Annotated in this window: 7 protein-coding genes and 1 pseudogene; 2 read left to right on the plus strand and 6 right to left on the minus strand. The window is 45.6% G+C overall.

All coding sequences use genetic code 11. The features are described from left to right. Positions 1-266: 266 nt before the first annotated feature. Positions 267-6563 (minus strand): PAS domain S-box protein, encoded by a 6297-nt coding sequence (locus QZW47_RS23495; protein ID WP_293132325.1) that lies wholly within the window; start codon positions 6561-6563, stop codon positions 267-269. Between the two features lie 1538 nt (positions 6564-8101). Between QZW47_RS23495 and QZW47_RS23500 the strand changes: the two genes are divergently transcribed. Next, positions 8102-8368 carry a hypothetical protein gene (locus QZW47_RS23500; RefSeq protein ID WP_293132328.1) on the plus strand — a complete coding sequence of 89 codons (267 nt, stop codon included), beginning with the start codon at positions 8102-8104 and terminating at the stop codon, positions 8366-8368. A gap of 20 nt (positions 8369-8388) precedes the next feature. Here the strand turns inward: QZW47_RS23500 and QZW47_RS23505 are convergent, their stop codons facing one another. The 5 genes and pseudogenes from QZW47_RS23505 to QZW47_RS23525 all read right to left on the minus strand — a co-directional run. Then, entirely contained in the window at positions 8389-10410 is a 2022-nt protein-coding gene (locus QZW47_RS23505; RefSeq protein WP_293132331.1) for an ABC transporter ATP-binding protein, read from the minus strand. 344 nt (positions 10411-10754) lie between these two features. Then, a complete protein-coding gene (locus QZW47_RS23510) occupies positions 10755-11267 on the minus strand; it encodes a hypothetical protein (protein WP_293132334.1) in 513 nt (170 codons plus the stop codon). Between the two features lie 332 nt (positions 11268-11599). Further along, positions 11600-11872 carry a hypothetical protein gene (locus QZW47_RS23515; protein ID WP_293132337.1) on the minus strand — a complete coding sequence of 91 codons (273 nt, stop codon included), beginning with the start codon at positions 11870-11872 and terminating at the stop codon, positions 11600-11602. 99 nt (positions 11873-11971) lie between these two features. Next, positions 11972-12409 carry a DUF3574 domain-containing protein gene (locus QZW47_RS23520; RefSeq protein WP_293132340.1) on the minus strand — a complete coding sequence of 146 codons (438 nt, stop codon included), beginning with the start codon at positions 12407-12409 and terminating at the stop codon, positions 11972-11974. Between the two features lie 135 nt (positions 12410-12544). Then, a pseudogene (locus tag QZW47_RS23525) lies at positions 12545-13366 on the minus strand (ABC transporter ATP-binding protein); the annotation flags it as partial. A gap of 137 nt (positions 13367-13503) precedes the next feature. Between QZW47_RS23525 and QZW47_RS23530 the strand changes: the two are divergent. After that, entirely contained in the window at positions 13504-14949 is a 1446-nt protein-coding gene (locus QZW47_RS23530; protein ID WP_293132343.1) for a tyrosine-type recombinase/integrase, read from the plus strand. Positions 14950-15093: the final 144 nt, after the last annotated feature.

Consider the following 15093-nt stretch of genomic DNA (forward strand, 5'->3'; position numbering starts at 1 on the left):
TGAGGACTTCAGTCCGCATCCAAGAAGGACTGAAGTCCGAACGATCGAACCTATTGAATATTCTGTTTTTTGAATCGGATTGAGACAAGTTTGGTAAAAAACCATGATAGGTTTGTAGTGAGGACTTTAGTCCGCATCCAAGAAGGACTGAAGTCCGAACGATCGAACCTATTGAACATTCTGTTTTTTGAATCGGATTGAGACAAGTTTGGTAAAAAACCATGATAGGTTTGTAGTGAGGACTTTAGTCCGCATCCAAGAAGGACTTAAGTCCGAACGATCGAACCTATTAAATTTTCTCTTTTTTTAATCGGAATTTCGATCGCAAATTCAGTGCCTTTCCCCACCGCCGATGAACAGTTGATTTTACCTTTATGTTTTTCGACAATAATTGAATGGGAAATCGCCAAGCCCATCCCCGTCCCCGAACCGATCGGTTTTGTAGTATAGAACGGATCGAATATCCGCTGCTTGACTTTATCGGCGATACCGGCACCGTTATCAGCAATTCTAATCACGGCAAAAGTACCTTCTACCTCTGTACGAATGCGGATAATTCCCTGATTTTGCAGCGGTTCTTGTAAAGCGTCGATCGCATTAGCGATAATATTCATAAATACCTGATTCAACTGTCCGGCGTAGCACTCCACCAGTGGCAATTCTCCGTATTCTTTGAGGACTTGAATTGCTGGGCGATGGTACTCCGTACCCGCTACGCTAACGGGCTGAGCTTTCAGACGGTGTTCTAAAATCATTAACGTGCTGTCGATGCCTTCGTGAATGTTAACATTTTTCATGTCAGATTCATCAAGACGGGAGAAATTTCGCAAACTCCGCACGATATCCCGGATGCGAGTTGCTCCTACCTGCATGGAAGATAGCATTTTTGGCAAGTCGTCTAGCAAGAAATCTAATTCTAAGCCGTCTATTTCCTGCTTTATGGCTTGAGGAGGTTCTGGGTATTCTTCTCGATACATTTGCAGCAGTGTCATCAGGCTTGTGGTGTATTCTTCTGTGTAGGTAAGATTGCCGAAAATAAAGCTGACGGGGTTATTGATTTCGTGGGCAATTCCTGCTACCATCTGACCGAGACTAGACATTTTTTCTGCTTGGACGAGCTGGGTTTGAGCTTGTTGGAGTTCGCAGAGAGTTGCTTCTAGTTGGGCGGTTTGTTCTCGCGCTATCCGCGCTGAATCGACGCTTTGGGTGTAGAGTTCTGATTGGCTGATGGCGATCGACAATTGATCGCAAATTGCCGATAGCAAATCCACCTCGTCTTGTGTCCACCTACGCACCTCGGCGCAAGCCATGCAGCCCACAAGTCCAACTAAACCGCCTGCACTCTTGACAGGCAAATCCAAGACAGACTTGTAACCCACCTGCAAAAAGAATTCTCTTTCTATAGGATCGCTCAAACTTGCAACATCATCTACTTGATAGATTTCCAAATTAGCTATTTTTTGCGCCAGCGTCCCCGTTACCTCAGCAGGGTAATAGCCCACAAGCGAGAACAAGTCATCATTTTTAGCTTCGTGGACGACATCCCAAGCGGGTATCTCGGCCTCGGAAACATACCAAATAAACAAGCAGCGATCGAGTTGCAGCAAGTCGCGAATTTGGTGCACAGTTGTGGCTAAGATAGTATCTAAATCCAGAGAAGCGCGGATTTGACTGCCTAGCTGGTTAAGCAATTTTTGCTTCATGGCGGCCGATGAAGCTTCGGCGGCGACGAGGCGAGATATTTCGTAAAGTTCGGCTTGATTAATGGCGATCGCCAATTGATTGCCCACTGCTACTAACAATTCTACTTCCTCATCGCTCCAACAGCGCAAGGCACTACAAGAACTACAGCAAAGTATTCCTGTTTTACCACCAGATATTAAAATAGGAATTTCCAGCATAGACTGGAATCCTATACCTAGGAAAAAATCCCGCTCTACAGGATCGGCAACAGTTCTAAAATCATTGATACGGATTATTTCAAAATTGTCAATTCGCTCGGATTGAGTGCCAGTTCCATCAGCATTAAATACACCCAGTAAAGAATGTAAATCAGCATTTTTTGATTCATATTCCACATTCCAAACTGCTGGCTTTTCGTTAGGCATATACCAAATAAACACGCAGCGGTCGAGTTGTAACAACTCACGAATCTGCTGCACAGTTGTGGCCAAAATAGTATCTAAATCCAGAGATTGGCGGATGTTGTTAGCTAGCTGGTTGAGCAGCGCTTCCTGCTCCGCTAATTTGCGGAATCTGGCTTCCGACTCTTGCAACTGTCTTTGAGATTCTTTTTGTTTTGTAACGTCCAAACCCAAACCGATTAAGCCGATCGCCCTGCCGGAATCATCTTTGACCTGAGTTTTGATTACCTCCAACTGGTGGTATTCACCGTCAACTAACTGGAGCAATTCTTCAGCATAACAGGGAGTATCTTGGCTCCACGCTTGCGCGTCAGATGCCATGCAGTTAGCAGATACTTCTAATCCCAAAACTTCGGAATAGTGAGAGGCTGCTAAAAAATTTTCTTCAGGAATTGCTACATCTTGGCAGAAAGTTTTGTTGACTAATAACATCCGCCCGCTAGCATTTGCCATCCACACCCAGATCGGAGCGTTGTCAATGATTCCCCGCAAAGTTTGCTTTTGGGCTGCGAGAGCAACTTCTGTTTGTTTGCGCTTGATTCCCAGGGCGATGGAATCGGCAATTGATGCCAAAGCAATTAGCGTTGATTCTTGCAACTCGTGGCGAGCAAACATGGCGATTACTCCCACCAACTGATTGTCAACAATTAGCGGATATCCCGCAAAAGCCACCATTCCTTCTCGTTTCGCCCATTCTTTATCGCTGACTCGGGAATCTTCTAGCACAAAATTAGTCAGGTGAGGTTTTCGCTCTTGGGCGATTAAACCAATTTTGAACTCACCGACAGCAATGCGGCTGTGAGCGCCGTCAATGTGAGTGTACATCCCCGCGCTTGCTTGCAGATCCAAGAAATTTCCCTCTTCGTGCAGCGTCCAAATCCGAGCAAAGGCAGCATCCAAATGGCGCACAACTGCATCGGTGCAACATTGCAAAGTTGCAGGTAAAGTGCGGTTTTGAGTTAGAGCCATTCCCACATCTGCTGTGAATGAAGAAATTTTCAATTGTTCTGCTAAAACTTGTTCAGCGAATTTGCGCTCTGTAACGTCTGTAGCAGCACCGAGACGCTGCCGGATTTTTCCCGACTCGGTTCTGCTAAATACAATTTCGCGGCTGACTAACCAGTGCCAACAATTTTGTTTGTCGCGCACCCGGTATTCGTACTCAACTACCTCACCGTCGGGAGCATTTTCTAATTCTTGTAAATATCCGGGAATTTTAGCCAAATCCTCAGGGTGGATAATGGTTGGTAACAGACTGCTACCCATTTGTTGAATTTCTGCGAGCGTATAGCCGAGGGTGTCAGTGATTTCGCGGTTGGTGTAGACATTTCGCTGCTCTATTTCATCGTAAACGTAGAGGATATTTGGACTGGTATCGGCGATGCGCTCGACAAAATGCTGGCTCTCTTGTAGCGCTGCTTCTGCTATTTTGCGATCGGTAATGTCGGTGGAATTACCAATCAGGCGGTAGATGTTGCCACAGGCATCGCGCAGCGGTGTCAGAGTTACGATAAACCAATATTCTACACCTGCCAACTCGGCGCTGTTTTCGTAGGAAATCGAACTGCCGACTGCCAAACAATCGACGTATCTTTGCCGAAAATTTGCTGCTTCTGGCCCTGGAAAAACTTCTTCGGGAGTTTTGCCTTTGACATCATTGCTCAAAATACCTGTAGATGCTTCTGTAGCTGCATTCCAGCCCGCGTAGCGAAACTCTCCTTCGCTGGTGACATCTACTACGAAAATAACTTGATTGGAGCCGTTATAGATGCTGTTTAAAAATTCTTCTTGTTCGCGCAATTGTGCTTCGGCTTTTTTGCGGTCTGTAATATCGACAGCATTACCAACAATACGACAAATTTTTCCAGATTCGTCTCGCAGCGGGTTCAAAGTTGTGATACACCAAAATTTTGTATTGCCAAAATCAACAGCTTGTTCGTAGGAAATCGAGGTATTTTTTAGCAGACATTCTCTTAATTTAGGCCGGAAAAATGCTGCCGTAGACTCTGACAAAATCTCTTCTGGAGTTTTGCCACACCCCAACTCGCTGCTGAGGCCACTGAACAACTCTGATGCTCGATTCCAGCCACTATAGCGAAGCTCTCCGTCTGCGCCGACATCTAGTACGAAAATACTGTAGTCTACGCCGTCGTAAATGCTGCCCAAAAATTCTTTTTGCTGCTGTATTTCTTGTTCTGTGATTTTGCTTTCTGTAATATCCGAGTGTATTCCCACCCACTGGCGAACGCTGCCATCTGCGTTCAATAGGGGCACAGCGCGCACGCTCATGTACCTATACTCGCCGTCGTGCCGCAGCAAGCGGTGTTCTATTGCGAATAAGGTGCCGTTGGTAAGTGCATCAGACCACATCCTGGCAGTGTATTCTCTGTCGTCTGGATGGATGTTATTGATCCACCCCCATCCTTTCATTTCGTCGTAAGTCGCTCCCGTAAATGCACTCCATCCTGTTTGTTCGGTGATAACTTCGCCTGTGGCTGTAGTATCCCAAACAATTTGGGATGTGGCTTCAATTAAGCAGCGGTAGCGTTCCTCGCTTTCTTGCAAGGCTTTTTCTGTGCGCTTGCGATCGCCAATATCAGAAATAGTGCCGATCATCCTCACCGGAGCATTATTTTCATCTCTTTCTACGACTTTCCCGCGCGCCAAAATCCATTGATATTCGCCGGATTTAGCTAACATTCTATGCTCAACAACATAGCCATTTTCAGGATTTGCCAAATAGGCATTTAATTTCTGGTTCAATACCCATAAATCCTCGGGATGAACTAGCTGTGACAAAGCGCTCGCAGTGGTTTGCAGTTCTCCAGCTTCGTAGCCCAACAAGGCACTGTACTCGTGGCTGAAATACATTTCATCAGTAACTCTATTCCAATCCCACATTCCGCTGTCGGAGCCCCAAAGAGCTAGCTGCAACCGTTCTTGGCTTTGGATCGCGGCTGCTTCTGCCCGCTTGCGATCGCTAATATCGCGAGTAACTCCCACTATACCCGTGATGTTTCCGGCTCGATCGCGCAAAGGACTTTTCGTACAAAGAAATGTCAGGATGTTGCCCTCACTATCTTTTACTACTTCCTCGATCGTTTCCTCAATCCCAGATTGCCAGATCCGGCGGTCATTTTCTACAAGCATATCTGCAATCTCCGCAGGCAATAATTGTGCATCATTTTTGCCAATAATTTCTGATTTGGGCAAACCAATAATGCCCGCCGTCGTAGAATTGACCAATAGGTAACTGCCCTGAGTATCTTTGACGAAAATGCTGTCGCTTGTACTTTCGATGACGCTTTCAAAGAGAATGTTGCTCTCTAGTAGCGCTGCTTCTATTGCTTTGCGATCGCTGATATCGCGAGTTATGGCAATTATGCCGATCGCATTTCCTTCCGAGTCGCGCCAAGGGCATTTTGCTGTCATAAACGTTCGCATTTCTCCATTTCGTGGGACAACTTCTTCATAGTTTAATTGTTCTCCCGCTGCGATTATTTTGCGGTCTGTCTCGATAATTTCCTGGGCTATTTCAGCGGGAAATAATGCTGCATCGTCTTTGCCTATAATTGCCTCGATCGGTTTTTCCAAAAATTGAGCTAGGGCAGAATTTCCGATCGCGTAGCGGCCTTGAATATCCTTGACAAAAATGACATCCGGCGTGCTTTCTATCACGGAGCGCAAGATAGAATTGCTGTGCTGGAGTGACTCTTGGGCGATTTTGTGATCGGTAACATCGCGACCGACAGCATAGATCAATTCTTCTTCGCAGAAAGGGCTAACAGTCCAGGCTATCCACTTGTAAGAGCCGTTTTGACACCGCCAGCGATTTTCAAATCCCACCGTATTATTGCCCGCAGCAATGCTTTCAGCTTGTTTGAGAGTAGTTTCGCGATCGTCTGGATGCACGAATTCAATGAAGAGTTTGCCAACCATTTCGGCTGGGGAATAGCCGAGGATGGTTTCGGCTGCTGGGTTAATGCGTTTAATATAACCGTCAAAACCAACGACGCACAGCATATCTAGGGACAGACTAAAGATGCGATCGCACTCAGACGCTTTGCCCGATTGGCGATTGTTGTAGGCTGGGATAGCAGAGGTGCGCGATCGCACCGACACTGCCAACATGACAATATTGGCGATCGCCAAAAATCCCAGGGCGATTTGGCCGTCGTAGGAGCGATCGCCGCGGCCAGCCACCAGCAAGCCGTTTAATACCAGCAGTGCAATTATCCAAACTGAGAATACGCTGCTCGGGGCGATCGTCCCCGCTCTACTAATTTTGTCTTCATGCTGCATTCTGCCTTCTGCCTTCTGTCTGCTGGTGACTTCTGCTGCGGTGATCTCTCTCAATAACATTACCAGAAAATTAAATATTTTATTATTTATTTTTGTAATTTCTACTGAATTTCTCATTGTTTTACTCTCAAATTACTAGGACTTTTCTCTGTTTCAAAATTTCTATAATATTTATAGCAGTTGACAGTTGACAGTGGACAGTTGACAGTTGCATAACCCGAATCAACCCATTGATGACTGACGGGTATCAGCTCTATTCATGAAGTTATTTATGTCCTCACCGACGTGGCGGTTGCTATAAATATTGTAAAAAAACCACTTTCTGAATTCTAGCATTACCAGCCTTACCTAACTCTACGCAACCTAGCATAAATCTCAGTATATTTACTAATAATTAAAGTAATTTTTGTTACCCAAAATGCCTGTGGAGAATTTTTTCCCATTGAAAACGGGAGTTTATCTTTAATACTGGACTAGATATGGCTGCTAGTCATTGGACATTTTGCCTAATTTAGCTAACCCCGGAGGCAAAATTTAATAATCTAGAGTGGCTCAGAAGGACATTACCGCGTGAAAGTAGCGTGTCAAAGCACTTTTGGCGCAAGTTCTAACCGGGTTTGATGGATCAAAATAGTGGTGCAATCCCTGACAGGTGGTTGAAAACCCGGAATATTACTCAAGTTCAACCACGTTTAATATTACCCATAAATTATGAATTTAAAATGAAGAACAACTGCTGATTTGTGAAGATATATCGAGAATAGTAGTATTATTTTTTACTAAAAGTCGTCTATTCATGGCTAATTGGCAATTGGTAATCGATCGGGTATACTTCGGGAGCGTTGAAAAGTATTGTCACCTGAAATTCCCCGTAGCGAAGGCATAAGCATCAAGGGAGAATGCTGTATAAAGCAGATTGCAGATTTATTGGGTACATTCCAGAGTCCTTGCGGGACAGGAGATTGCCGTGTCCCTACCTCTTCTGTGTACCTCACATACCTTACGAGTGATGTATAGAGTGTTTAATTTTGAGGTTGAAAATTTTAAATATTTAAGATAAATTCAAAAATTTCTTGTTTGCTACAATCATCAATTTGATATTAATATAGCTTATAAAAACCATTGGTAAATCTTTGATATTGCAGGGATTGTCAGTATGGAAACCGCATTGCCGTGTCCGGCTAAGGACTGGGAAAATCAGTGATAATTTGTTCTATTTCATTTCCTTACTCTGCAACTCTTCGACTTCGCGAGCGCGCTCTTCTGTCCACTCTTCGAATCCCCTCGACTTCGCGGGCGGGCAAGTCGCTTTTCGCGCTCTTCTGTCAAGCGGTCAACTGTCCACTGCTATAGCCTTTCTCACATTAATTCGCGGATGAATCTTGACCTGAAAAGCTTGCTGCTGTAAGGGTTGTAGCATAATTTAGCATACCTCATCTTTCTGAGAAACGCTATATAACGCTTTTTATCATTGCGATCGGAGAGAAAGCAATCTCCGTATATATTTTTCAGAGCTTTTTATCTCCTGGTTTGTCTTAACAATCGCGTATTGCATCATAGTCTTGGCGATTGCTTTGGCCCGATCGCAATGACAGACACTGCATTATAGTCCTGCTGTATAGAACCCATTTGACATCTTTGAGTTTTTGGGTTGGGTGACGAGAAATACCGAGATTAACCCGGTTTCTGAGATTTACGCCGGGGGCAAGAAACCGGGTTTCTACGAGTTTTTGGGTTGGATGACGAGAAATACTCCTAGAAACCCAGTTTCTGAGATTTACGCAGAATATATCTCAAATGGGTTCTATATGGGAGAAGAGTTTTTACCAAATCCTGACCATCAAATTGGTTCGAGCGTTCGGACTCCTGTCCTCATGAAAATTAGAGTACAGGAGTCCGAACAATCGAACGGTTCGGGCTGAATTTTTAGGAAGAGATCGTATCAAACGTGTTGGGATTCATCCGCAGGCGAAGTCGGCAAAGGCACAGCAGACAAAGCAGATTCTCTGCCTGATTGCTGTTGCCGAATTCGCTCCAAATTACCCGCAGGAATAGAGGCAATAAGTTGCCGCGTGTAAGCTTGCTGCGGTTGGCGATAAATGCGCTCGGCTGTCCCCATTTCTTCGATTTTACCTTTGTTCATGACGATCGCGCGATCGCTCATAAATTTGACCACGCTTAAATCGTGAGAAATAAAAATATAAGTCAGCCCAAACTCTGTTTGCAATTCCTTCAGCAAATTTAAAACCTGCGCCTGCACCGATACATCCAATGCAGACACCGACTCATCGCAAATAATAAACTTAGGATTCAAGGCCAAAGCTCTAGCAATACAAATGCGCTGCCGCTGTCCGCCGGAAAACTCGTGGGGGTAGCGCCGCATGAAATCGGGATTTAAACCCACTCTATCCAACAAATAAGCCGCGCGATCGCGCTGTTCTTTCTGGTTTTTGCCAAAGCTGTGAATCACCATCGGTTCCATCACCGCGTCCCCAACACTCAGGCGCGGATCGAGAGAACTAAAAGGGTCTTGAAAGATAATTTGTAAGTCGCGCCGCAGCCAGCGCAATTTGCGATCGTACTCTTTTTGCTGGCGATAATTAGCCATCCACTGCGACGCAGAACTGCTTTTCGCAGGAGGCGTAATTTCTTGACCTTCAAAAAATACTTGACCGCTGGCGATCGGAATTAATTGCAGCAAAGCTCTTGCTAAAGTTGATTTTCCGCAGCCGGATTCGCCTACCAAACCCAAAGTTTCGCCCGGGTAAACCTCAAAAGAAATATCGTTGACTGCCATAAACAAGCGTTTGGTTTCACCAAACATTCCCTGCACCGGAAAACCGACTCGCAAGTTATTCACAGCTAACAAAGGTTCGGAAATATTCGGCAGCCGAGGCGGTTTCCCGGTGGCAAAAGCGGAAAGTCCGCCGCTATTGTCGCCGTCTAAATCGACAGGTTTCTCGACTATTACCAATTCGCCGCTAGCATTTGTGCTGACTTCCATAAAATCGGCAACTGTTGGCAAACGCCGCATTTGCCGATCGAGAGTTGGGCGGCAAGCTAACAGACCTTTTGTGTAAGGATGTTGGGGATTGCTGAAAATTTGTTCGATCGCGCCGCACTCAACAATCTTGCCTCGATACATCACCGCCACAGTATCGGCAATTTCAGCAATGACGCCCAAATCGTGGGTAATAAAAATCATTGCCATGCCTCTAGAGTCCCGCAACTCGCGCAGCAAAGCTAAGATTGTTGCTTGCACGGTTACGTCTAAGGCGGTTGTCGGTTCGTCAGCAATTAATAAGGTGGGATTGCAAGAAATGGCCATGGCAATCATCACGCGCTGGATTTGACCGCCGGAGAGTTCGTGGGGATAGCGATCGAGCATAGCTTGTTTTTGGCCGTTGATGAGCTGCATCAAATCGCGATCGTCCTGCCCGCCGGCTTCTTGCCGCAAAGCCAAACACCGCAGCCGGAGTTCCTCGTCCGCAGGTAGCAGCTTCACCTCTTGCAGCAGCGAAGCAGCTTTGCGCCGCGCTGCTGTCTGGGATATTTTTTGATGCAGACAAATGGCTTCAGTGAGTTGAAAGCCGATCGTAAAAACTGGATTTAGCGAGCTCATCGGCTCTTGAAAAATCGTCGCAATCTGGCTGCCCCGGTAGGTTTGTTTTTCCTTGTCCGGCATTGAGAGCAGATTCACACGCTGCTTGCTAGCGCCGTCTGCTGTCGGAGAAAACCAAATTTCGCCCTCGATTTTCGTCTCCGAACTCGACAGCAAACCCATAACAGCCAGCGATGTGACCGATTTTCCCGAACCTGACTCTCCCACAATTCCCAGAGTTCGCCCTCGCTTCACCTCAAAGGAAATGCCGTCAACAGCTTTGACTGTTGCGGACGCATCGCCTGCGTCCGCAGATTGAAATTCAACCCGCAGGTTGCGAACTTCTAGGACGGTTTCACTCATGGAGGTCTACGGCAAAAGTTAAAGAGAGATTAAGTGGATTTTAGCAGGGCTTGCTGAAGGCTGAAGGCTAAGGGAAAGGTAAAAGGGCGGTTAGAAACCGCATCTACACAGGCAAAACCCACCTCCGTGGGTTAAAAAACCTTGATTTTTTGTTAGCCCACGGAGGTGGGCTTTGTTTCTGTCCCCGTAAACTCCGCGAATTCCATTCGCTGGGGCTTAAGTTGACACTTTTGGAAAGGCAGTGCCGTGTCCCTACTATATTTCAGAGAATTGAAAACTGCTATGAAACTCAAAACTGAAAACTCTGAACTAATTAACTGCCTTCTGCCTTGGAGGAATTTTGCTCAATAACCGATGACTTGAGTCTCAGCAGGCAATGCAGTGGTATCTGAGACCTTTTTAAACACGGTTGCCTGCTCGTTTAAGGAATCAGGTCTCGGCTGTCCGGGATTAGTGCCTTGCAACTGAAGGCGCATCTGGCCTTCGGGAGTCAGCTCAAAAACAGTCTGAACGGTTTCTGTGCTGCTGAGGCCGACATCGAGGTGCATCGGTTTTTGGCCGAGATTCACTTTGTACCTCATTTCTTTGGCGCGGGCGGCTCCGTCGGGGCCTTTAGCCATGAGGAACAATTTGCCTTCTGGGGCAAAGACGAACGTAAAAGACTGACCGGAGGGAACTGTGCCTTGCCATTGACCTAGAAGTTGCTTGTCGATGTTGCTAGGGGCCGGGGCTGTAGCTGCTTCGGGAATTGTTGGTGCTGGTGCTGCGGATGCCCGACCCTGTGAGGCGTTGAAGCTGGCGAGGATGCCGAAGCAAATGCCACCTGCGATCGCTTTGCCAATCATTTTTGAATTCATGAGACCGATATCAAAATTGGTTGTTTCTTTTGTACACTGTAGCGGTAAAAGCGTAAATTGTTTAGTTTAAATCTTTTTTCGGAACGGAAATACATTTCGCTAAAATCCCGTATAAACCGCTGCGATTTGGGGAAGATTCCGAAAAACTCGTGAAGCGTAACTATCGCCAGCGTAAAGCGCCCAAAATCTTCTAGCTCGCTTTTGTGTGATTGTTGGCAAGGGAGCGCTACGAATGGCTTTCGGAACCGCAGCAATCGCAGAGGCTATTGTGCGTCGAGCAGAATCTACGCACAATACCCGCGCATATCAATTGCTTTCAAAAGTGCGATCGACTATTCTGGTTGAGGTTCTGCTTGAGATTCTGCTTGAGATTCTGGTGGAGATTCCGGCGCGGTTTCCTGTTCTTTTTGCCGTTGCATTTGCTCCAATGCCTCGGCATAAGACCAAGCCACGTTCACAATAAAAGCTTTTGCAATGCCGGACAAATTTTGTGAATCCTCGCTTTCGGGCACTTGGGCTTTTTGGTTGCCGTCGTTCATCATCTTTTTGTTTTCTCCCGGGCTGGTTTTTATAGAGAATTTTTGCGGTGTGCGATCGATACCCACAAATTCTAATTTTTACTCTTACCGCACCCTAATTATTTTTGAGGGTATGACCTTGATTACCATGAATAATATCATAGATACGCTGATTCTACGACCGCATCAGAAAGAAACTTTAACTTCACTGGTTGTCCGCAATACTGACTCCTGGTGGAAAGTTCGCTTGTAAGTTTCGATAATTTCCTTAATAGCTCGATTTTTTTCCGGGTTATTTTCATAAATCAAAATAACTATTTTCGAGTTTTCTCGAATCAGAATCCCCGCACTGTTAAGAAACTGCCCGGAGCCATCTAATACCGTTAGCCCTTCTCGAAAGCGAGGGGTAATAAATGTCTTGACAAACTCCTGCCATTCTGATTCTGAAATTGTCTCGCCGCCCGGTTTAGTTAAACCAAAATACAGTTCATCTTTGAGGAAGGTTTTTGGGCTGACGTTAGTGTCGGAAATTTCAGTCTGTCGGGCCAAAACAATTGACGCGGGACAAACAGGAAAGACTAACAGCAGCCCAGCTAGGACAAGACTGTTGAGATGTTTATTCATAAGCTTTGCCTTTTGTTGTAGAAACAATCATTATTGCATAAATATTTGATTGATCGACCGCAGATTAAAGGCAGATTAACGCAGATTAACGCAGATGCTTTGCAAGTTTTGAGAGCGAAGGAATGCAATGCAAGTCTATTGTAATCGATCGCCAGTTTTGACATCAAACCAGTGCAGCAACTGAGGCGGAAAAACCAATTCGACAATTTCTGAACTCCACTGACGGTCATTTGGGAGCAATGCGCGCACCGTTTCTGGCTCCAAACCGTTAACTCGGATGCTAACTAAATTTTGCATTCCCAAGTTTTCTACTAAATAAACCTCACCTTTAATTGCCTCTGGATCGGGCTTCTTCCTGGCTTCTACATTGGCAAAGCTGAGGTGTTCGGGTCGAATTCCCAAGACAATCTCTCGGGGAACAGTCGGCAGATTTGGTAGCGGAACTCCAGAATCACCCAACATTGCAAAATTTCCCTGGCATTTAAGCACTAGCAAATTCATTTGTGGACTACCGACAAAACCCGCGACAAACTGATTGGCTGGGCGGTTATAAATTAAGTGTGGCGGGTCTAATTGCTGGACAATGCCGCCGTTGAGAACTGCGACTTTTGTAGAAAGCGTCATTGCTTCGGTTTGGTCGTGGGTAACGTATACTACAGGGGCTTTTTGGGATGAAAATAATTGTTTGAGTTCTGCCCTTACTTTTTCGCGCAATAAGGCGTCTAGATTGCTCAAGGGTTCGTCGAGCAAAAATACTGCCGGTTGGCGCACTAAGGCGCGTCCGAGGGCTACTCGCTGCCGCTGTCCGCCTGATAGTTTGCCGGGTTTGCGATCGACTAATTCAGTCAATCCGAGGGATGCTGCAACTTCTGTCACTAAGCGGTTGATTTCGTTGTTGGATATTTTGCGAAGTTTGAGGCTCGATGCCATATTGTCGTACACTGTCATGTGCGGATAAAAACCGTGATATACTGATTTTATGTTTTATCCCCTTATTTATGGGGATAAAATAGAAGATACTTCTAGTCCCAAGTCTAGAAACTATCTAGAAAGCTCAGAACCTTGACAAATCAATAGTTACGGAACCTACCACCATGAAATCTCAATCAAATAAGGTACAGTCTGCTTGTGATGTAAAAGTTTACTCAGACAAGGGTAGCCTTGCACTACGGTTCCCCTTGAGGCATAACGCCCTCTGGGAGGCACTGGATGGTAAATCCCTCAGGGGAAAGCCCAAGTGCCTAGGGATAGGTAAATACGGCTTCTCAGCCGATGAACCTGATGACTGGAAACGTGCAGCTAGTATTGCTAGCCAGATTGAATCTGACTTAGACCACACAGAATGGGATAAACTGTTCGATCGCACCCTAGCTAAATACGGCTTAGGCGGTGGAAAGTACGCTAAGTTAGCTGAAATTATTCAACTACCTGGTACAGTGCCAGATTTACCTGAGATAACTGTAGGTGAGATGTGGGAAGCTTACCTAGAGTGGAAAAAAACTGTAGTTGAAGAGACAACCTTCCGCACAAGGTATCAAACATTTTTCAGCAACGCTGTTAATGGTAGACTTTGGTGCAGCAAGTCCAGAAGCTTTGCGGTTTCGGCTACGCCGTTGGCATTATTAAAACTTGACGGTAAAGACGGGATTGACAAAGGACTAATGGCGATAACAATTAGTCAAAAAAATCAATTCTTAGTTGCTTTATCAGAAGCTTTTAACTTCGTTAAGTCGAAAGGATTGATAGTTCATTCAACCACTGAAAATCCTTTTATTGCTGACAAATTTGCTACACCTGCTATTACTACTCAGCAAAAATATGCTGACAAGGTGGTAAATGGTGAGACTGTAAAATGGCATGATGCGGTAGATGAGAAAGCTTTAGAAGATGACAGGCGCGCTTTCACTAAAGATGAACGCGACATCATTATCAAAGCTTTTTATGAATCCGAATGTCAACCCGAGAGGCTGCTAGCGCCCTTTATCGAATTTCAATTCCTAACAGGATGCCGACCAAGTGAGGCTAAGGCACTTACTTGGAAAGATATCGATTTTGAGCGAAATCTAATTCGGATCACTAAATCACTGGGCGCTAGCACAAGGAATGTCAAAAAGACCAAAACAGGCGAGACAAGACTGTTTTACTTCTCCGAGGGCGGGCGCTTAAAGGCGCTACTTTTAGAGATTAAAGGCGTCAAAACGGATGGTTTAATTTTTGCTGACAATAAAGGTAAAGCCTTGAGCGCGCAAAAGCCCGGCATTAATTGGTTAGGTTACGGTGGCACTACCAGCCTCAAATCAGGCGAAAAAACAACATATTTCTATCCTGGTATAGTCTCACGGCTAGTCAGTGATGGCTTGATTAGTGGCTATCTTGCTCCTTATCACACAAGACACACTTACATCACGCTCACGGCACAGGCTAATAGCCATAACAACAACGCCCTGTTGCATATAGCTACCAGTTGCGGTAACAGTGTAGATGTCATTCTGAGGCACTATCTAGGCGTTGATGAGTCAGTAGAGTTGGTGGAAGTCTAGCCCCGGCGCTGTCCGACATCGCGATCGCGTAAATCGACATAAAGTAAAACCCCCTAATTTAACCTAGGGGGTTTTTTATTGGTTATTTACCTAGTAAGTCTGTTTTATCCCCATAAATAAGGGGTCAAAAGTTAGTTAGAAGTC

This window comes from Microcoleus sp. bin38.metabat.b11b12b14.051 (genome assembly GCF_013299165.1).
GTDB lineage: Bacteria > Cyanobacteriota > Cyanobacteriia > Cyanobacteriales > Microcoleaceae > Microcoleus.

Bases quoted from the DNA above. Each gene is read 5' to 3' on its own strand.
- QZW47_RS23495 (WP_293132325.1), bottom strand. From the start codon at position 6,563: ATGAGAAATTCAGTAGAAATTACAAAAATAAATAATAAAATATTTAAT.
- QZW47_RS23505 (WP_293132331.1), bottom strand. From the start codon at position 10,410: ATGAGTGAAACCGTCCTAGAAGTTCGCAACCTGCGGGTTGAATTTCAA.
- QZW47_RS23510 (WP_293132334.1), bottom strand. From the start codon at position 11,267: ATGAATTCAAAAATGATTGGCAAAGCGATCGCAGGTGGCATTTGCTTC.
- QZW47_RS23520 (WP_293132340.1), bottom strand. From the start codon at position 12,409: ATGAATAAACATCTCAACAGTCTTGTCCTAGCTGGGCTGCTGTTAGTC.
- QZW47_RS23530 (WP_293132343.1), top strand. From the start codon at position 13,504: ATGAAATCTCAATCAAATAAGGTACAGTCTGCTTGTGATGTAAAAGTT.